Origin of the sequence: Acinetobacter sp. XH1741 (assembly GCF_041021895.1) — a bacterium.
In the GTDB taxonomy this organism is placed as follows: domain Bacteria; phylum Pseudomonadota; class Gammaproteobacteria; order Pseudomonadales; family Moraxellaceae; genus Acinetobacter.
Genome location: NZ_CP157429.1, coordinates 45,255 through 63,525 on the forward strand (window position 1 = coordinate 45,255; position 18,271 = coordinate 63,525).

Annotated in this window: 18 protein-coding genes and 5 pseudogenes; 19 read left to right on the forward strand and 4 right to left on the reverse strand. The window is 38.0% G+C overall.

Features of this window, described 5'->3' with window-relative positions; all coding sequences use genetic code 11:
* Positions 1 to 11: 11 nt before the first annotated feature.
* Complete coding sequence (locus tag ABLB96_RS18640) at positions 12 to 236, reverse strand: metal/formaldehyde-sensitive transcriptional repressor (RefSeq protein WP_369030309.1); 225 nt, start codon at positions 234 to 236, stop codon at positions 12 to 14.
* On the opposite strand from ABLB96_RS18640, the pseudogene ABLB96_RS18645 reads away from it, so the two are divergent.
* From ABLB96_RS18645 to ABLB96_RS18680, 8 genes and pseudogenes are all read left to right on the forward strand, one after another.
* Positions 209 to 363, forward strand: a pseudogene (locus ABLB96_RS18645) (IS3 family transposase); the annotation flags it as partial. The gene ABLB96_RS18640 and the pseudogene ABLB96_RS18645 overlap by 28 nt on opposite strands.
* Positions 364 to 529: 166 nt before the next feature.
* Complete coding sequence (locus tag ABLB96_RS18650) at positions 530 to 1,489, forward strand: GlxA family transcriptional regulator (protein WP_000941154.1); 960 nt, start codon at positions 530 to 532, stop codon at positions 1,487 to 1,489.
* Between the two features lie 115 nt (positions 1,490 to 1,604).
* Positions 1,605 to 2,843, forward strand: a complete 1,239-nt coding sequence (locus tag ABLB96_RS18655) for a M24 family metallopeptidase (RefSeq protein ID WP_001094923.1) — start codon at positions 1,605 to 1,607, stop codon at positions 2,841 to 2,843.
* A gap of 56 nt (positions 2,844 to 2,899) precedes the next feature.
* Complete coding sequence (locus ABLB96_RS18660) at positions 2,900 to 4,192, forward strand: MFS transporter (protein ID WP_000794339.1); 1,293 nt, start codon at positions 2,900 to 2,902, stop codon at positions 4,190 to 4,192.
* A gap of 12 nt (positions 4,193 to 4,204) precedes the next feature.
* A complete protein-coding gene (yddG, locus tag ABLB96_RS18665) occupies positions 4,205 to 5,119 on the forward strand; it encodes an aromatic amino acid DMT transporter YddG (RefSeq protein ID WP_000925802.1) in 915 nt (304 codons plus the stop codon).
* Between the two features lie 195 nt (positions 5,120 to 5,314).
* Positions 5,315 to 6,005: pseudogene (locus ABLB96_RS18670) on the forward strand (IS5 family transposase).
* A 485-nt stretch (positions 6,006 to 6,490) separates the two neighbouring features.
* Positions 6,491 to 7,486 carry a zinc-dependent alcohol dehydrogenase family protein gene (locus ABLB96_RS18675; protein WP_001038516.1) on the forward strand — a complete coding sequence of 332 codons (996 nt, stop codon included), beginning with the start codon at positions 6,491 to 6,493 and terminating at the stop codon, positions 7,484 to 7,486.
* Entirely contained in the window at positions 7,476 to 8,492 is a 1,017-nt protein-coding gene (locus ABLB96_RS18680; RefSeq protein ID WP_000009381.1) for a zinc-dependent alcohol dehydrogenase family protein, read from the forward strand. The genes ABLB96_RS18675 and ABLB96_RS18680 overlap by 11 nt, the downstream gene beginning before the upstream one ends.
* Before the next feature lie 50 nt (positions 8,493 to 8,542).
* On the opposite strand, the gene ABLB96_RS18685 is transcribed toward ABLB96_RS18680, so the two are convergent.
* The gene (locus tag ABLB96_RS18685; RefSeq protein ID WP_001180108.1) at positions 8,543 to 9,442 is read right to left on the reverse strand and encodes a LysR family transcriptional regulator; all 900 of its coding nucleotides are present in this window, start codon (positions 9,440 to 9,442) and stop codon (positions 8,543 to 8,545) included.
* 135 nt (positions 9,443 to 9,577) lie between these two features.
* On the opposite strand from ABLB96_RS18685, the gene ABLB96_RS18690 reads away from it, so the two are divergent.
* The 11 genes and pseudogenes from ABLB96_RS18690 (at position 9,578) to ABLB96_RS18740 (ending at position 16,078) form a co-directional block, all read left to right on the forward strand.
* A complete protein-coding gene (locus ABLB96_RS18690; RefSeq protein WP_001059480.1) occupies positions 9,578 to 10,318 on the forward strand; it encodes an SDR family oxidoreductase in 741 nt (246 codons plus the stop codon).
* A gap of 73 nt (positions 10,319 to 10,391) precedes the next feature.
* Positions 10,392 to 11,390 carry a zinc-binding alcohol dehydrogenase family protein gene (locus ABLB96_RS18695; RefSeq protein ID WP_002120211.1) on the forward strand — a complete coding sequence of 333 codons (999 nt, stop codon included), beginning with the start codon at positions 10,392 to 10,394 and terminating at the stop codon, positions 11,388 to 11,390.
* A gap of 20 nt (positions 11,391 to 11,410) precedes the next feature.
* A complete protein-coding gene (locus ABLB96_RS18700; RefSeq protein ID WP_000155817.1) occupies positions 11,411 to 11,695 on the forward strand; it encodes a putative quinol monooxygenase in 285 nt (94 codons plus the stop codon).
* Positions 11,696 to 11,829: 134 nt separating this feature from the next.
* Positions 11,830 to 12,051, forward strand: a pseudogene (locus ABLB96_RS18705) (IS3 family transposase); the annotation flags it as partial.
* A gap of 3 nt (positions 12,052 to 12,054) precedes the next feature.
* Positions 12,055 to 12,144: pseudogene (locus ABLB96_RS18710) on the forward strand (DNA-binding protein); the annotation flags it as partial.
* Between the two features lie 316 nt (positions 12,145 to 12,460).
* Entirely contained in the window at positions 12,461 to 12,979 is a 519-nt protein-coding gene (locus tag ABLB96_RS18715) for a tetratricopeptide repeat protein (protein WP_000447196.1), read from the forward strand.
* 131 nt (positions 12,980 to 13,110) lie between these two features.
* Positions 13,111 to 13,623, forward strand: coding sequence for an SMI1/KNR4 family protein (locus ABLB96_RS18720; RefSeq protein ID WP_001089570.1), 513 nt, complete (start codon positions 13,111 to 13,113; stop codon positions 13,621 to 13,623).
* 207 nt (positions 13,624 to 13,830) lie between these two features.
* Positions 13,831 to 14,346, forward strand: coding sequence for a hypothetical protein (locus tag ABLB96_RS18725; protein ID WP_348898293.1), 516 nt, complete (start codon positions 13,831 to 13,833; stop codon positions 14,344 to 14,346).
* A gap of 53 nt (positions 14,347 to 14,399) precedes the next feature.
* Positions 14,400 to 15,565 (forward strand): IS3-like element ISAba21 family transposase gene (locus tag ABLB96_RS18730; protein ID WP_085947552.1). Its coding sequence is split into 2 segments (ribosomal slippage): positions 14,400 to 14,658 and positions 14,658 to 15,565, totalling 1,167 coding nucleotides; the frame shifts between segments, so codons are not numbered across the junction.
* A 42-nt stretch (positions 15,566 to 15,607) separates the two neighbouring features.
* Positions 15,608 to 15,910, forward strand: a pseudogene (locus tag ABLB96_RS18735) (IS3 family transposase); the annotation flags it as partial.
* Between the two features lie 45 nt (positions 15,911 to 15,955).
* On the forward strand, positions 15,956 to 16,078 hold the full coding sequence (locus ABLB96_RS18740) for a hypothetical protein (RefSeq protein ID WP_009584542.1): 123 nt from the start codon (positions 15,956 to 15,958) through the stop codon (positions 16,076 to 16,078).
* A 325-nt stretch (positions 16,079 to 16,403) separates the two neighbouring features.
* Here ABLB96_RS18740 and ABLB96_RS18745 read toward each other — a convergent pair whose 3' ends face one another.
* The gene (locus ABLB96_RS18745; RefSeq protein WP_009389225.1) at positions 16,404 to 17,261 is read right to left on the reverse strand and encodes a LysR family transcriptional regulator; all 858 of its coding nucleotides are present in this window, start codon (positions 17,259 to 17,261) and stop codon (positions 16,404 to 16,406) included.
* A complete protein-coding gene (locus tag ABLB96_RS18750) occupies positions 17,258 to 18,265 on the reverse strand; it encodes a phosphonate dehydrogenase (RefSeq protein WP_004757466.1) in 1,008 nt (335 codons plus the stop codon). Before ABLB96_RS18750 ends, ABLB96_RS18745 begins: the two co-directional genes overlap by 4 nt.
* Positions 18,266 to 18,271: the final 6 nt, after the last annotated feature.

Below are 18,271 nucleotides of genomic sequence, written 5' to 3' on the forward strand. Positions count from 1 at the left end.
CTTATACAGATCTATTTTAAATATGATTTTAGAATCTTGGCGATTTCAGCCAATTCTTCTTTTCGTTGTTGTTCTGTGGTTTCACCTGATACTAAAGTGTCCTTTAAATGAACCTCCAACATTTCATTCATTAAACCATTAATAGCACCACGCACAGAGCATATTTGTTGCAGAATTGCACCACATTCCACATTGTCTTCTAAAGCTTTTTCAATCGCTTGTACAACTTGCGATATTAAATTGGGTAGATTGGTTCAATAAAAAGCGTGTACACAGTGCATTGGTTATGTATCGCCTTTTGATTTTGAAACAAAGTATTATGATAAAATTAACCCGTTAGTTCAGGTGGCCCAACTTAAATAAAAAGTCTCCTACAAACCCAGTACGGTTCACTCTGCTATCAAAGGCTTTATGCAACAAAGCCTCATGGAAATAAAGACAAAAGTGACTTTTAAATCTGAAAAAATCAAAATTGTGGTCTCAAAATTGCTTTATAAAAATATTGAAAAAAGTGAAGAACATTAAATTTATGTTACAAAACTCTAAGCGTATTGGTTTTTTATTACTCGATAACTTTTCAATGATTGCTTTCTCAAACATGGTTGAAGTCTTGCGTATGGCTAATTATGTTACAGAAGACAATTTATACCAATGGAATGTAACGGGTTTAGATGGTCATCATAGCTGCGCAAGCAATGGTCTTCAAATACAACATACCTGTGTTTGGTCACATTTACTGAACATGGATATAGTTTTTATTTGTGGTGGTTTTCAACTTTATAAAAATATGACAGTACGCTTAAAGAATTTTTTATATAGGTTGGATCAACAAAAAATTGCTTTAGGTGGTTTATGTACAGGCGCTTATGTATTAGCGAAAGCCAATCTACTAAATGGCTTTCGTGCTAGCCTTCATTGGGAAAATACCTTAGCGGCACAAGAAGAGTTTCCATTAGTACAGTTTACCCCACATATTTTTACCATTGATGCGAACCGTTTTACCTGTTCTGGTGGGCTTGCAGCGATTGATTTAGGCTTGGCACTTGTTGAAATACACTATCCAAATATTGCTAAAAGAATCTGTGAGCAATTTATTGTTCATCAAGTGCGTGAGAGCAATGAAATTCAACATCAACCTATTGCTGAACATAAGAAAAAACTTGATTTTCAGATTCAAGAAGTATTGCGCTTAATGGAAAATAATATTAATGAGCCTTTAACTATTGCTGAAATTGCACAGCATGTAAAAATTCAACCGCGTACTTTAGAGCGCTTGTTTAAAATGAATCTACAATTGGCTCCAAAAGAATATTATTTAAAACTAAGACTCACCTATGCACAGAATCTACTTAAACAGTCTACGTTAAACATTTCAAATATTGCTTTGGCATGTGGTTTTTGTAATGTATCTAGTTTTACTAAAGCCTATAAAGCTTTTTTTAACTATTCCCCCAAATTTGAACGTAACATTCTGGATTTTGCTCATTAGTGTTTTTTAGTCTTGTCGGTTTTTGACAACTTTTTGACGCTTTTAGCAAAAATCCCTATTCATATTCTGCATAAGCTTAGCTCATTGATTACATTACATTGATCTAGGAAAATATATGAATACTTTAGTAAATAATTTTGTTGCTTCACAACTACCATCATTATTAACCATTGAAAATGGTGAAAAAGTTTCTGCAACATTTTCATTATCTGAGTATCAAAATAGACAGAGCAAGTTACGCCAACTAATGGAAGAGCTAGAAATTGATCATATTCTATTTAGTTCAATCCATAACATTAACTATTATGCAGACTTTATTTATTGTTCATTTGGGCGCTTCTACGGTCTGGTGGTTAGCCCAGAAAAAGTGGTGACAATTTCAGCAAATATTGATGCTGGGCAACCTTGGCGTCGTACGATTGGCGACTATAACGTAGTTTATACTGACTGGCAGCGTGATAACTATTTTAAAGCGGTTACACAAGAAATTCCAAATAAAGGCCGTGTAGGAATTGAGTTTGATCATTTACCTTTAGAACGTTTAAACAAGTTAAAAGCAGTTTTACCGAATGTGCAGTTTGTGGATATTAGTGCCGCATGCATGAAGCTACGCATGATTAAATCTGCTGAAGAAATTGCACATATCACCCAAGGTGCTGCAGTATGTGATATTGGTGGTTTTGCAGTGACTGCAGCAATTCGTGAAGGTGTGCCAGAGCATGAAGTGGCTTTAGCCTCTACTCAATCCATGGTACGTGAAATTGCCAAACGTTTTCCAAACTCTGAACTCATGGATACGTGGACTTGGTTTCAATCAGGCATTAATACGGATGGTGCACATAATCCTGTTACAACCCGCCAAGTCCGAAAAGGTGATATTTTAAGTTTAAACTGCTTTTCTATGATTGCTGGCTATTATACAGCTTTAGAGCGTACACAGTTCTTTGATCACTGTGATGATGCTTCATTACGAATTTGGGAGGCGAATGTCAAGGTGCATGAAGCTGGCTTAAAACTCATTCGCCCAGGTGCACGTTGCAGTGATATTGCTAAAGAGTTAAATGAAATTTTCTATGAAGAAGGTTTATTGCAGTACCGCACATTTGGTTATGGACATTCCTTTGGTGTGTTATCACATTATTACGGTCGTGAAGCCGGTTTAGAATTACGTGAAGATATTGATACGGTGATAGAACCAGGCATGGTGATTTCAATGGAACCTATGATTATGATTCCGCAAGGAATGGCTGGGGCTGGTGGTTACCGTGAACATGATATCTTGGTCGTTACAGAATCAGGAAATGAAAATATTACCAAATTCCCATATGGTCCAGAACATAACATTATCAAATAAAAGATTTTAAATAGGCACTCTGAAAATGAGTGCCTATTTAATTAGGAGTAAATAGAATGAAAAACAATCATCAAATAGAGCAAAAAAATACTCTAAGACGTGTTGCTAGCGCCAGCTTTATTGGTAATTTTGTGGAGTGGTTTGATTATGCTGCATATGGTTTTTTGGCAACAGTTATTGCAGTGGTTTTTTTCCCGAAAAGTGACCCTTTAACCGCATTAATGGCTACATATGCGATCTTTGCAATTTCATTTATTTTTCGTCCATTAGGCGGTATTTTTTGGGGGCATGTTGGGGATAAATTTGGTCGAAAAAATGCACTATCGTGGTCGATTATATTAATGACACTGGCTACGGTATGTATTGCACTGTTACCAAGTTATCAAAGTATCGGTATTTTTGCACCGATTATGTTATTAATATTCCGGATGATCCAAGGCTTCTCCGCTTCAGGTGAATATGCTGGTGCAGCAAATTTTCTTGCAGAATACGCCCCTAAGGGAAAAAGAGGACTTTATACCAGTTTAGTTCCTGCAAGTACTGCAACGGGTTTACTACTCGGCTCTTTAATGGCAGCGGCGATGTTCGCTTTCATGTCAGAGGCGTTTTTACACGAATATGGTTGGAGAATTCCATTTTTATTGGCAGCACCATTAGGTTTAATCGGGTATTATATCCGTGTAAAGTTAGAAGAAACCCCAGAGTTTTTAGAACATCAAAAAAATAGCAACAAAGAAAATTTTCCAATCAAAGCCTTATTTACTCAGTATCAACCAGCACTTTTTAAAGCATTTGCAGTTGCATCTTTAAATGCCACCGCCTTCTATCTTATTTTTAGTTATATGCCAAATTATTTAGCTACAGAGTTAGGTGTAAATAAATCCCAAGCCTTTATATCAGGGTCAATTTCATTGCTATTTTATATTGCTGTAGTTTTTGTGATGGGCAAATATTCAGATCGAATTGGACGTAAGAAAATGTTGCTTTGGGCAGGTCTAAGCTTTATAGCACTGACTGTACCCTTGTTCTACTTACTTTCAACTGCCAGTTTTATTGAAATGGTGATCATTCAGCTCATGTTCTGCACATTATTAGCAATGAACGATGGGAGCTTACCTGCATATTTAACAGAACAATTCCCTATACAAGTGCGCTATACCGGTTTTGCCTTTAGTTTTAATACTGCTAATGCACTGTTAGGTGGAACAGTTCCTTTCGTTGCAACTTGGTTAATTCAACAAACAGCTAATACCTTAGCACCTAGTATCTTATTAGTTATAGTTGCAATTTTTGCAAGTATGGCTTTATTAGAGAGGAAATCACATCATTTAATCAATGCTAAGGCTTAAAAGGAATAGGTTATGCTTTTAAATGCTCTCCCTACATTCAATAGAAATATATCGACTTTAATTGGTCTTACAGCTGTCATATTTTGGAGTACAAATGTAGGCTTAATGCGTAGTGTCAGTGAGAGCTTTGGAGCTGTAGCTGGTGCTGCTCTAATTTACAGTGTCGCATCCATGATTTTAGTTTTCATGGTTGGTATGCCTAAGTTTTCTACCATCCCAAAATCCTATTTATGGTGGGGAAGCCTTTTATTTGTTGCTTATGAATTATGTTTTGCCCTTTCTATTGGCTATGCGCAAAACAGTAGACAAGCAATCGAAGTCGGCATGATTAATTATCTATGGCCAACATTTACTCTACTATTCGCAATTATTTTTAACAACGTTAAGGCCAATATTTTAATTATTCCTGGCTGCATATTCGCTTTAGTTGGAATTTGTTGGGTATTAGGAGGAGATACTGGATTTGATTTTTTTCAGATATTTACTAATTTAAAAGCTAATCCTCTTAGTTATGGTTTAGCTTTTGCTGCTGCTATTTTGTGGGCTGCATATTGTTCTGTGACAGTAAAAACATCTCAGGGTAAAAATCTAGTCACTATATTTTTTGCCTTGACTGGAGTTGTACTATGGATCAAATACCTTCTCATGAGTGGGTCAGCTCTTAATTTTACTTATGACAATACAGTCACTCTGATTATGGCAGCTGGTGCTTTAGGTTTGGGATATGGTGCTTGGAATATTGGAATTATTTCAGGGAACATGACGTTAATGGCTGGAGCTTCTTATTTTATTCCCGTGCTATCAGCTTTGTTTGCGGCATTAATTCTAAGTACGTCCTTATCTTTTATCTTTTGGCAAGGTGTTGCAATGGTGACAGCAGGAGCAGTTTTGTGTTGGTTAGCGACTCGAAAGAAACAAATTATTTAGAGTTATACTAAAATTAACATACTAGACTTTAAGCGAAGTCAAGATATTGAAACTGTTTATCTATTAGGGCGTGTCCTCATTTGAAAAATTGATTTTAAAGATTTAAAAGAATGATTTAACCTCTTTTTATTTGTATATTTCTCAATGGCACGAACTCTACTCACCGATGATATTTGACAACAAATCCAGTCTACGATGCAATTTCATGGTTGTTATTGTTCAAAGAACGGTAGAAATATCATGGAAGCCATCTTATGGAAATTATGTACAGATGCAACATGGCGTGATATTCCTGAAGAATTTTGTCCTTGGAAAACAGCATATAACCGCTTTAATCGTTGGGCGAGTAAGGGCTTGTGGGGTAAATTTTTTTAAACTACGAGGCGTATTGGATCAAGAATGAGTATTCATTGAGGGAAGCTACATATGCGCGCATCAGCATGCAAGTGGAGCTCGGCACGGTTTCAAGCGAGCAATTGGACGGTCTAGAGGTGAAAGAACCACAAAAATTCATCTTGCAACCGACGCGAATGGATTGCCGATTGATTTTAAAATCACTAGAGGTGAACTCCATGACAGCCAAGTTGCGGAGTAGTTGATTGGTGAGGCAGATTATCTGATTGCAGATAAAGGTTATGATTCGGAAAAAATTAGGACGTTGCCAAGAAAGCAAAATATTGTGCCGATCATCCCAATGAAATCAAATAGTAAGAGAGAAAATAAAGAATTTGATCGGTATTAATATCGTTTAAGTCATCTAGTTGAAAATGCCTTTGCGAGATTAAAACATTTCCGAGCGATAGCGACCCGATTTGATAAGCTTGCACGAAATTATCAGTCTATGATTTACATTGCTTGCATGTTAATTTGGTGCAAAGCCAAATGAGGACATGCCCTAGACATCAGACCTCCTTATTTTTTAGTTTTTATACTATAGTGCCCCATAGTATAAAAAGCAATACTTTTTATAAATCGAAAAATCAAAAAGGTCTTTAGCGAAAATTTTCTGTCTCTATTTTTAATTTTTTTAAATAAACATAGTAGAGCTTATACAAAAGTCACAAAAAAATGGGAGCTTTAGCTCCCATTTTTTTATTTTGGCTCATGTTCTTTGTAATGCTGTGACCTTTTAGAATTATGTTTCCAACTTTTAGCCACTTTGTAGATATTTTGAACGTATCACACCTTAAAAATACTACCGATAGTTTAGATTAAAAATGCCTTTACAGACTGTACTAGATTATTTTTAGTGAGCGGATGATATTTATTATTCATTATTTAGGAATTATTAAATCCTATAAATATCATTTATTGGATTATTTTACTTTGGTACTGTGCATATCAACCCCCAGTTATGAATAAGGAACAACTATGAATAAGATGATGAGTGCTCTTATCCTAGAAAATTTTGGTGATCATGAATTTACACGTGTAGAACTCCCTATACCTCAACCAGAGGCTGGGCAAGTTCTAGTACGTATTCATGCTAGTGGTGTAAACCCTATTGATTATAAAATTCGTCTTGGTGAAGCACCATATGCTATGCCAGAGCTTCCTGCCGTGTTGGGAACAGATATGGCTGGGGTTGTAACTGCTATTGGTGAAGGTGTCACTCACTTCAACGTCGGAGATGAAGTTTACGGTCTGATTGGTGGCGTTCGTAATCTTCAAGGATCTTTAGCAGAATATATTGTAGCAGATGCTGATCTGATCGCATTAAAGCCACGGAATATCTCTATGCGCGAGGCAGCAGTACTACCATTGACGTTCCTCACCGCTTGGGAAGGTTTAGTGGATAATGCTAAGGTTCAACCAGGGCAAACTGTACTGGTTCAGGGTGGTGCTGGTGGCGTTGGTTATATGGTTGTTCAGCTTGCAAAAGCACTTGATGCAAATGTTTGGGCGACTGGTCGTACAGCTGATCAATCGCTGATTTCAGAACTCGGTGCAACACCTCTCGATTACACAACAGCATCTTCCGATGACATTATTGCTGCAAGCCCTGAGGGTCAAGGCTTTAACATTGTTTACGACACTGTGGGTGGTCCAGTACTCGAAGCCTCACTTTCCATGACAACTCACTATGGCCACATTACCAGCTGTGCTGCATTTGGTAATCATAATTTAGCGAGTTCATCTCTACGATGTGCCACACTGTCTGGCGTATTCGTCCTATTGCCGATGTTAACAGGCAATCGCCGTTCTCATCATGGTGATGTCCTTAAGATCGCTACCCGTCTCGTTGAGGAAGGTAAACTGTGTCCTATTGTTGATCCTCGTCATTTTACTCTAGACCAAGCGATTGAGGCTCATGATGCTGTTCAAGATCGCTCTGCCAATATTAAGGTCGTTATTGATGTCATTTAACGCACTTCAGGCCAAGACTTGGCGCTTCAATTGTATTGGAGATACAGATGTTCTGACATTAGAAACACTTCCTGTTGCTTTACCAGCCGCAGGAGAAGTTCTAATACAGATGAAAACGATCGGACTCAACCGGGCTGATGTAATGTTTCGGCGTGGTACTTATATTCAAAAGGCAGTATTCCCTTCTCGTCTGGGATATGAGGGAGCAGGCATAGTTCTTGCGATAGGTGAAGGTGTACGCCAATTTTCTCCAGGAGATGCAGTATCGATTCTTCCGACTGACAATCTAGCCAAATATGGGACATATACGGACAAGCTTCTGATTCCAGAAACTTTTTTAGTTCACAAACCTGATAGTTTAAGCTGGGAAGAAGCTTCTTCAATCTGGATGCAGTATTTGACGGCTTGGGGTGGTGTAATCCATGCTGGTGGAGTTTCGAAAGGAAAAACGATCTTGATCACAGCAGCTTCAAGTAGCGTAGGACTAGCTGCGATACAGATAGCTGAAGCAGCGGATGCTAAGGTCATTGCAAGTACACAGACGATAGAGAAAAAGCAACGTTTACTGGATCTCGGTGTTAAAAATGTTATAGCCCGTGAAGATGAACCAGATTTGTATGAGGCGCTTGTTTTACGTTTAGGTGGAGAACATCTTGATGTCGCCTTCGATGCTGTGGGAGGGCCACATATTGAACAGATTGCAAAAGCGATGTCTGTGGGAGGAACTATGGTTATGCATGGTGCACTTAGCCCGGAGATCACACCATTTCCCCTTAAAGTTGCATTACGCAAAAGCTTAACCATGCGAGGTTTTTTATTCCTTGAGGTTCTCCATGACCCTGTTCTAAGGGAGCAAGCCAGACGATTTATTCTTAGCAGTATAGGTGCAGGATATCTTCGTCCAGTGATCGACTGTTGCTTTAACTTTGAGGACATGCATGACGCTCAGCGCTATCTTGAATCAAATCAGCAAATAGGAAAAATTGTAGTTACTCTAAATACATGATGGTCTTATCTGATTTCTACTTTCTAAAAAAAAGGTTAGTTACATCTGATTCAAGTTTCTATATGGCCCAGCACTTCCGCTAAGTAATCAAACAATGCTCGGATTCGCAAAGGTGTCGGGCCCCGCTGTGGACGATATAAATACAGGCGCCAAACGGGAGAGTTTTCCTCATGAAGTATCTGAATGAGCTTACCACTCCTAAGCCACGGCAAAACTAGAAATCCAGGCATGTGTCCGAATCCGACTCCAGCGAGAATAGCTTGAAATTCAGCTTCTAGATCATCTGTAATAAAACGGGGCTTTGATGGCGTAAAGCTTCGACTTTCGGTGAATGTCCATGGCCAGTAACGCCCTGTTTTATGATCGACTAGTGCTGTTAGAGGGTATTTATCAAGATCAATAATTTTTTTGGGCATTCCAACCTTATCAATTAACTCTGGCGTACCCACAGAATAAAAGTTCACTTTAGCCAATTCCTTTGCCACATATCGATTGTCCGGCAAAAATCCAAATCTGATCCCGATATCTATCCGCTCATCGATCACATCCGAGTGTGAATCTGTTAGCACACAATCAACGACAATATCTGGATAACGTGTGGCAAATTCTGCTAGTGCAGGTATTACCAATTTACGCCCTAACACAGACGACACAGTAAGACGGACAGTCCCACGCATTTCATCTCGTTTTTCCTTGGTGTCTTTTACAAGCAAAGCATCGATTGATCCCACCGCAAAACGTGCTTGCTTTGCCAGACGCTCACCATCAGCGGTAATTTTAATTTGTCGAGTACTCCTGTAGAACAGAATCTCTCCGCGCTGCTCTTCTAGCTCTTTTATTGCCCGTGTCACTACCTGTGGGGAAATACCTAGCTGAGTTGCTGCCTCCTTAAAATTTCGAGACTCTGCTGCGACACAAAAGATACGCATCATTTCCAATTTGTTCTGCATGTCCAATCCTGTGTTATGGTAATTATTCCGTAAATAGGAATTCTGAAAGATAATATTATTCATTTATTATACCTGACAAGGCTGTAATACTTAACCCATCAAATATGATTGACAGATAGGTTGAAGGTTACTTATATGAATAATATAGAAAATAAAGTTATTGTTATCACTGGTGCAAGTAGTGGTTTAGGTGAAGCTACTGCTCGCTTACTTGCTAAAAAAGGTGCAAAGGTTGTACTTGGTGCTAGACGTACTGAAAAATTACAGGCTATTGTTCACGACATTCGTGCTGAAGGTGGTCAAGCTGAATTTATTGGTATGGATATAACCAAACCACATGAAGTACAAGCACTTATTGAAAAGGCATTAAGCGCATTTGGTCAAATCGATGTATTGGTAAACAATGCTGGATTAATGTCTATTGCACCATTAAGTGAGCTAAAAGTTGATGAATGGGATCGTATGATCGACATTAATATTAAAGGTGTTCTTTATGGTATAGCAGCTACACTGCCTGTTTTCCAAAAACAAAACTTTGGACACTTTATTAATCTCGCATCTGTTGCAGGGTTAAAAGTATTTAGTCCAGGAGGTACTGTTTATAGCGGTACTAAGTTTGCTGTAAGAGCCATCTCTGAAGGCCTTCGTCATGAAGTTGGGGGAACAATTAGAACGACTACTATTGAGCCTGGTGCAATTGAGTCAGAACTAAAATTTGGTTCTTCTCATAAAGAAAGTTCAGAGTTTGTTACTGATTTCTACAAACAAGCCATACCAGCTGACTCAGTCGCTCGAGCAATTGCTTATGCAATTGAACAGCCTGCGGATGTAGATATTAATGAAATTGTTTTGCGCCCAACGAGCCAAGAGTTTTAATTATTGAATAACATAAAATGGGAGTACTTCGCTCCCATTTTTACTATATTTTTTTAAAGTTGAGGACAAATCTATGAAAGCCGTATCGTATGTTATAAATAACCATGATGATTTTAAAAATTCATTGGTAGATATTGAAAAAGCGAAGCCTACGCTTAAGGAACGTGATGTACTGGTAAAAGTTCAGGCAATCTCTGTGAATCCAGTTGATACTAAAGTGAGAAAAAATTCGTCTGAAGCAAATAATCGTATTTTAGGTTGGGATGCCGTTGGGGAAATTATCGAAGTTGGCTCAAAAGTTACCTCGTTTAAAGTAGGAGATTCTGTTTGGTATGCTGGCAATTTAACCCGAGATGGTAGTAATGCTGAGTTTCAAGCAGTCGATGAACGAATTATCAGTCTTAAACCAATTACAGTATCTAATGCAGAAGCAGCAGCATTGCCATTAACTGCAATAACGGCATGGGAAATGCTGTTTGATCGGTTTCAAATTTCAGAAACAGAAGTTGGCAGTATTTTAATTATTGGTGGTGCAGGCGGTGTAGGTTCAATTGCTATCCAACTCCTAAAAGCAAAAACAAATCTGAGCGTTATAGCAACAGCTTCACGTGAAGAAACGAAATCTTGGGTGGAATCACTTGGTGCCGACCATGTCATTGATCATAGCAAAGATTTAAATGTACAAATCGAGACACTAGGCATTGAAAAACCAAAATATGTATTCTCTACAAATCATACAGAAACGTATATCAAGCAAATAGTTTCTCTGATTGCACCACAAGCCAAGCTTGGATTGATCGATGATCCACAAGCATTTGATATTATGCCGTTTAAGACTAAATCTATTTCTATCCATTGGGAGTTGATGTTCACCCGTTCAATGTATGAAACCGATGATATTGAAAAGCAAGGTAATCTATTGCAACAGGTTGCCCAATTAGTTGACCAGCAAAAAATTAGAAGTACCCTCAACCAAAATCTAGGAAAAATTAACGCTGCAAACTTGGAGAAGGCGCATAAGTTGCTTGAATCAGGCAAGTCAAAAGGCAAAATTGTACTAGAAAACTTCTAAAACAAATTCAAGGTGAAATAATGACTATTTCAATAATTGCGAACTTTAAGGCAAAATCAGATCAAAAAGAGACGTTAGAAGCGCTTTTAAAAAGTGTAATAGAGCTTACGCTTCAAGAAGAAGGATGCTTGAAATATGAGCTTTATATTAGCGAAAATGACTCGAGTAGATATTTCTTCTTAGAAGAATGGCGTAGCAGGGAGGATTTAGATATCCATATAGCCTCTGATTATATTCAAAGTTTATTTGGTAATATCCAATCGCTAATTGAATCAAGTGATATTATAGAAATCAAAAAAATATAGCTGTATTCGGACATTATGATGAAGTATTCTTCAAATTAACATAGAGACTTAGAAAGCTAACATAAAAATTGTAGCTATAAGCTCCTGTTTTTTAATATTTTTTTAATTTTTTAGTAGTAACCTAGGCTTCAACAAATTATGCCCCTAAGGGGAGCCACCAATACCCTGCATTTTGACAACAATGTCATCGTTTAGAGGCAGGAAATTTACGAGCATCAGTCGGTACGACTGGTGATTCATATGATATTGCTTTGGCTGAAACGGTGAATGGCTTATACAAAACAGAGGTGATTGAATATTTAAAAGCAGATTGGCAAGGTTTAGAAGATGTACAACTTGCGACACTAAACTGGGTAATCGAGAATAAGCGAATTCCTATTCCTGAACACGTAGAGCCTTAACCGGAAAAAAGAGGCTTTGGGAGCCGATTCTTTAAGCCGTATGGCTGATCTGATTGTTCACCTTGGCTTATTAAAACCGTGGAACATTGATCAAATAGTAAGCGTGGAACATAAAAAATCATTAAAAAAGCCCATTCGAGGGTAAATGAGCTTTTTAATAGTATATAAAAAATTGATTTTTAAAGGAATAAAAATAGCATTTCGTATAAGAGTTTTTATGTTAAATAGGACTAAAAATATACTCTAATTTTAGAGTTCTCTTTTAGGTATGATGTAAAAACATACAAGCCTAAGAGTTTAATTTAAAGGTTAAGAATTGAATAAATTAGTAAATATTTTTATGGCTTTAGGAGTTTGCCTTTCAATGGAAACATTTGCAGAACCTGTTTTTTCTAATGATTTATTAGCGAAAGCAGAAAGTGGAGATACTTCTGCCCAGTTAGAATTAGCTGAGATTTATCTATATGGTCATGGTGTTGATTCAGATGAAAATCAAGCTGAAATTTGGGCTATTAAATCAGCTGAAAATGGAAATGTAGCAGCAATGTTTTGGTTAGCTGATGGATATGTTACCTATGCTAGATTAATAGAGGATGATGACAAAAACGATTCTTTAGAACATTTCCAAAAAGCTTTTAAGTGGTTTCAGAAAGCTTCAGAAAATGGTCATTCTGAATCAATGGTTGAGTTAGCTGACCTATATACTCGCGCAGATAGCGGAATAGAAGTTAATATTAAGAAAGCTTTAGAACTTCGTGAAAAGGCTGCAAAGTTAGGTAATAAGAAAGCAATGCGAAGTCTTTCCGTTATGTATCGTGATGGTATAGGCATTCCTAAAAATACTGATTTAGCTCAAAGTTGGTGGGATAAGTCTGAAAATTAGTCTTAAGACTTCCTAAAATTAACATAATGGCGGTTACACGAAGCAAAAAACGTAGGAAATTGGCTCAGGCTTTGTATAACTCGTATTATGTTAATTTTAGTAAAAGTTAAGGATTTTTAAGAGTTTAATAAATGAATAGTGTTCATGAAATTATAGCAAAAATACATAATGAATGGGAGATTGAACCTAAGAAAGCTATTCAGAGAGGTATGGAATGTCCCTTTCCTTTGCAGTGTTCATTAAACCTAAAAAGCAAAATTTACTCACAAATACCCCAAGTACTTTTACCAAAAGTATTAGAGGATTTTTATACAGTATCTAATGGTGCAGATCTATTTAAAGATCAAGAATACGGACAATGGGGCTTAAAATTATATTCTATTGAGGAAGTAATTTTTGCTTCAAAAATTTATAAAATTAATCGTAATAATGACGCTCTTCAAAGTGACTTAATTATTGGAGAATTCTATGGAGATTCAGACTTATTGTTAGTTCGATGTGATCCTAATAGTGATGATTACGGCTCTATTTTTGTTGTCTTACCTATAGATCAAAGACAAGATTGGTACATTGTTGCTAATACTTTTCAAGAATTCATTAGTAAATTTTATGAAACTCAGGGTGATAAATTCTGGGAACCTTAAAATTATATGGCGGACATAAGCTCTATTTAACTTATGTTCACCTAAAATTTATTTAATTATCATAAAAATAGTATCATTTTTTGAATTTCATATAACGCGTATTATGTTAATTTTAGAAAATCTATACAGTTCCTATTAATAAAATTTAGATATTTCTAATGGATAAAAACAGTATAATAATTAAAAGAAATTTAAAGAGTGCAATATATGTTTGGTATTTTTTCTTCTAAAAAGCAAAACTCCTTAAAAAACCCTGTTTACTTAGAAAAATTCATAAATAATGCCTACTTAGAATTAAGTAATAGTATTAAATCACCCAATGAGCTTTATCTTTTTTTAATTGAGGAACTTTGTGGAGCATCACAAGGGAACAATGATGGAAAACAACTAGTAGATTTTTCACAATTTCATGAAATTGAATATAGGAATGCATTAAATAAAGAATCTGCAATGGACTTACCTAATAGCCCACTATCAATATTAAATAATAGTGTCAGCCCCCAGTTGATTAAGGAGTTAGGAATAGATGAGGCTGTAAAAATAAGATGTACGCTTATAAAAAGGTTAATAGAGGCAAATCAAAACACATTAAATAGTAGCCGTTTAACTTTTGCAAAAAGCTACATTCAGGTTGGAAGTTCTTATCTTCCAGAAGGTGAAATTCAAGCATGGTTTGATGTCATTAACTCAATACAAGGAGCTAGTAAAAATGATGTGTGCTGAGAAAACAGGAGGTTTTAACTTGGTAAACTATAGACACTCATCAGGAGTTTACCATGAGCAAGAAACAGAAGACTTACACCGCAGAATTTAAAGTTGAAGCAATAAAATTGATTGAAGCCAATCAAGGCAATGTATCGGAAACAGCCAGACAACTTGGCATTTCAATGCAAACTCTTTCAAATTGGAATAATAAAGCAAAGACTGGCACCTTAGCAGGCACTAAACAATATTCACCTGATCTAAATGCCTTACTCGAAGAAAATAAAAAGCTCAAACAACAGCTCAAAACAGCTGAAATGGAACGTGAATTTCTAAAAAAGGCAGCAGCGTACTTTGCGAAAGAAAGTCAGTAAGGTACGCCTATATGAAACAGCAAAGATATTTATTCCCGATTAGCTTTATGGCTAGATTACTTCACGTTTCAGTGTCACGATTTTATGATTGGCTAAAACGAGGCATGAATAAAAGATTGGTTCAGCGAAATCAACAGACAATTTTGGTCAAAATAGCTCATGAGGAAACTAAACAAAGCTATGGCTATATTCGATTAACTAAGCATTTACAAGCGCAAGGTATCAAAATCAGTACGTATGCTGTACGTCAAATAAAAAAGCTCAACCAGCTGTATTGTAAGCGTCATAAGCGTTTCAAAAGAACTACGAAGAGTGATCATAATCGAGCGATCTACGCAAATTTACTAGAGCAACAGTTTTCAATGACTAAGCCCAATCTTGCATGGTCAAGCGATATTACATACATTTGGACTGCTGAAGGTTGGTTATACTTGGCAGCAGTAAAAGACCTGTACACGAAACAAGTGGTTGGCTATAGCTTAAATGAGCGTATGACCGCACAACTTGTTTGCAATGCACTGACTATGGCGATTCGTAATCAAAAACCAACGAAAGGCTTAATTATTCATTCGGACAGAGGCAGCCAATATTGCAGCCATGAATATCGAAAGATACTGGAAAAATGTGATTTTCAAGGTTCAATGAGCAAACGTGGGGACTGTTACGATAATGCACCGATTGAAAGTTTCTGGGGCATACTCAAGAATGAATTAGTGCATCATTGCAACTATAAAACCAGAGATGAAGCTAAAGCAGATATTACAAAATACATTGTGTTATTTTATAATCAGCGAAGAATTCAAAAGAGTTTGGATTTTAAAACGCCAAATCAAATAGCAGAGAACTTTTATCGGTTAGCTGCCTAGCATATCCCAAGTGAAAGTCTCCTGCTAATTCAGCACATATCAATTCATTCGGACAGAGGCAGCCAATATTGCAGCCATGAATATCGAAAGATACTGGAAAAATGTGATTTTCAAGGTTCAATGAGCAAACGTGGGGACTGTTACGATAATGCACCGATTGAAAGTTTCTGGGGCATACTCAAGAATGAATTAGTGCATCATTGCAACTATAAAACCAGAGATGAAGCTAAAGCAGATATTACAAAATACATTGTGTTATTTTATAATCAGCGAAGAATTCAAAAGAGTTTGGATTTTAAAACGCCAAATCAAATAGCAGAGAACTTTTATCGGTTAGCTGCCTAGCATATCCCAAGTGAAAGTCTCCTGCTAATTCAGCACATATCAGGTTTGAATGACGCGGACATTGACCACAGTGATGATCAGGCGACCAAAGCAGGTTGGATACAGGCGAGTCTTGAGAAGATTAAGAGTACGCCTTTTGCGCTAGAGCCTAAGCACCTGACACACTAGATGTACCCGAAAAGGGGCTAGTGAGACTAACGGACACGTTAGCTGGTGGATATGCGATGCAATTGATCTAAATTAATTTCAAAGCACCAGAACCGGCTCAGTTGTGCCCAAAGCGGATGTTCGCAAAAAATAATCTTCTCTTGATACCGCAGATTAAAGTGGATGTTCGATATGGCCTTTTAAAGGTAGAAAACTTAGTATTTAGACGCCTACCTTCTAGAGAAATAACGCAAATGAATAAAATGCTACCATCAACTTAAAATCATGATATGTCACGGCAAACTTCACACTTTCTAACTGTTGGCATAAACAACATACCATCCATCTACTGAAGTAGAAATTTTTTGAAATGTGCCGATGGTGTATTTTCAAGCATATTGCTACGACAAATAACGTAAAGATTTTTGTAGGGGGTGATCCCTTCAATTTTAACGCTTCTTAGTCGACCACTCTCGCACTCATCGACCACAGACGAAGAGATCACCAATGAAATACCCAAGCCTGCCTGTACTGCCCGTTTAACCGCCTCTGTGCTTCCAAGCTGCATAGATACACCAATAGAATCTGCCACGCTTCCGAAAAAATGCTGTAACAGACGCCCTGTGCCGCTACTTGTTTCTCCCCCCAGCAATTTCTCTCCCTTCAGCCAATCTAATGGAATACTCGCCAATTTGGCCCACGGATGCTCCACCGGCACAATCACAGCTAGTTCTTCACTTCGCCAAACGCATGCATCAAATCCCTCTCGTTGATCCCACCATTCCATAATGGCCACATCGACTTCAAAGTTTTCCAGTTTTTTCACAATGGTAAGATTATCGCCAATGACTACATCAAAATTGCAAGTTGCTGTTTTCTTGAACCGCCTCAAGTGCGGTGGCAATACATAGATGCCGATATTCGAGCTCGCGCCTATTACAAGACGATTTGTGTCGAATAATGCGCACGCTCTGGATCCGGTGCGCACTAGGTTTTCCGCATAAGGCAAAAACACTTTGCCTTCCTCTGTGAGCGTACAACCTGCGTTGTTTCGCACAATCAGATTGACACTCAGCGACTCTTCTAGGCGCCTAACATGCTGAGTCACAGCTGACTGTGAGAGCCCTGTGTGCTTGGCTGCTTCACGAAAGCCACCCCGATTCACGACAGCCAGAAAAGTAACTACGCGTTCAAGATTGATCAATTAACGCCTTCCAAAATTGGATTATTGATAGCATCGGATGGCCTTTGGCCGGTCAGTGCCTGTAAGATATTATTGGCTGCTAGTTTCTCGATTTCGAAACGCACGTCGTCGACCGCAGACCCCAAATGTGGGGTGAAAAATGTTTGCGCTGTATTGGTCAGTAACTCCTGCGGAATAGCTGTTGGCCTATCAACACGGATCCACTCTTCCAATTCGAAAACATCTGCCGCATAACCCGCCAATTTTCCAGATTCAAGTGCTTCGGCAACAGCTAATTCATCGACAACTGAACCACGACACGCATTGATCAAGTAGCTTCCTGTGCGCATTGTGCCAATTGTTTCTGCATTCAATAAGTGCAAAGTTTGCGGCGTCATTGGCAGCATAGGTACAACAAAGTCACTGCTACTTAATAATTCATCGAGACTCACCTGTCGTGCATTCCAGGCCTTTTCCTGCTCTTGATTCAAGGCGATGTCATCGCAATAAAGCACCCGCATATCAAAACTCGATAAGCGCTTCGCAATCGCTCGCCCGACCGCACCCATACCGATGATTCCGAGTGTGCGTCCTGTTAAACCCGTTCCGTATAGTTCCGGTCTCCACCCGTTAAATCCGTGAGTTCGGATACGGCGATCCCCCTCGGCCAGATGGCGAGTCAGGCCAAGAAGCAATCCAATTGTCAGCTCCGCCGTTGGGATGGTCAGAAGGTCCGGCACGATGCTGAACCAAATACCACGGCGGGTACAAGCATCGACATCAAAGTTGTCATAGCCTTTGAGTGCTGCACCTACAATCTTCAATTTAGGGCAGGACGCAAGAAAATCATCATCGATACTGTCAGGCATGAATACCATTAGTGCGTCAGCATCCTTTGCTCTCTCCAGCAATTCTGCGCGCGACATAGTATCGCGGGTCATGTTGGGAACGACATCCGCAACAGATTGTAAATAATCGATAATTTCAGGATGAACCCAGTGGGTAAGAACTATTTTTTGTTTCATGTGGAC

Excerpts from the sequence above, each read along its gene's own strand:
- ABLB96_RS18650 (WP_000941154.1), top strand. The coding sequence starts at position 530 with ATGTTACAAAACTCTAAGCGTATTGGTTTTTTATTACTCGATAACTTT.
- ABLB96_RS18655 (WP_001094923.1), top strand. The coding sequence starts at position 1,605 with ATGAATACTTTAGTAAATAATTTTGTTGCTTCACAACTACCATCATTA.
- ABLB96_RS18660 (WP_000794339.1), top strand. The coding sequence starts at position 2,900 with ATGAAAAACAATCATCAAATAGAGCAAAAAAATACTCTAAGACGTGTT.
- yddG (WP_000925802.1), top strand. The coding sequence starts at position 4,205 with ATGCTTTTAAATGCTCTCCCTACATTCAATAGAAATATATCGACTTTA.
- ABLB96_RS18675 (WP_001038516.1), top strand. The coding sequence starts at position 6,491 with ATGAATAAGATGATGAGTGCTCTTATCCTAGAAAATTTTGGTGATCAT.
- ABLB96_RS18680 (WP_000009381.1), top strand. The coding sequence starts at position 7,476 with ATGTCATTTAACGCACTTCAGGCCAAGACTTGGCGCTTCAATTGTATT.
- ABLB96_RS18685 (WP_001180108.1), bottom strand. The coding sequence starts at position 9,442 with ATGCAGAACAAATTGGAAATGATGCGTATCTTTTGTGTCGCAGCAGAG.
- ABLB96_RS18690 (WP_001059480.1), top strand. The coding sequence starts at position 9,578 with ATGAATAATATAGAAAATAAAGTTATTGTTATCACTGGTGCAAGTAGT.
- ABLB96_RS18695 (WP_002120211.1), top strand. The coding sequence starts at position 10,392 with ATGAAAGCCGTATCGTATGTTATAAATAACCATGATGATTTTAAAAAT.
- ABLB96_RS18700 (WP_000155817.1), top strand. The coding sequence starts at position 11,411 with ATGACTATTTCAATAATTGCGAACTTTAAGGCAAAATCAGATCAAAAA.
- ABLB96_RS18715 (WP_000447196.1), top strand. The coding sequence starts at position 12,461 with ATGGAAACATTTGCAGAACCTGTTTTTTCTAATGATTTATTAGCGAAA.
- ABLB96_RS18720 (WP_001089570.1), top strand. The coding sequence starts at position 13,111 with ATGAATAGTGTTCATGAAATTATAGCAAAAATACATAATGAATGGGAG.
- ABLB96_RS18725 (WP_348898293.1), top strand. The coding sequence starts at position 13,831 with ATGTTTGGTATTTTTTCTTCTAAAAAGCAAAACTCCTTAAAAAACCCT.
- ABLB96_RS18750 (WP_004757466.1), bottom strand. The coding sequence starts at position 18,265 with ATGAAACAAAAAATAGTTCTTACCCACTGGGTTCATCCTGAAATTATC.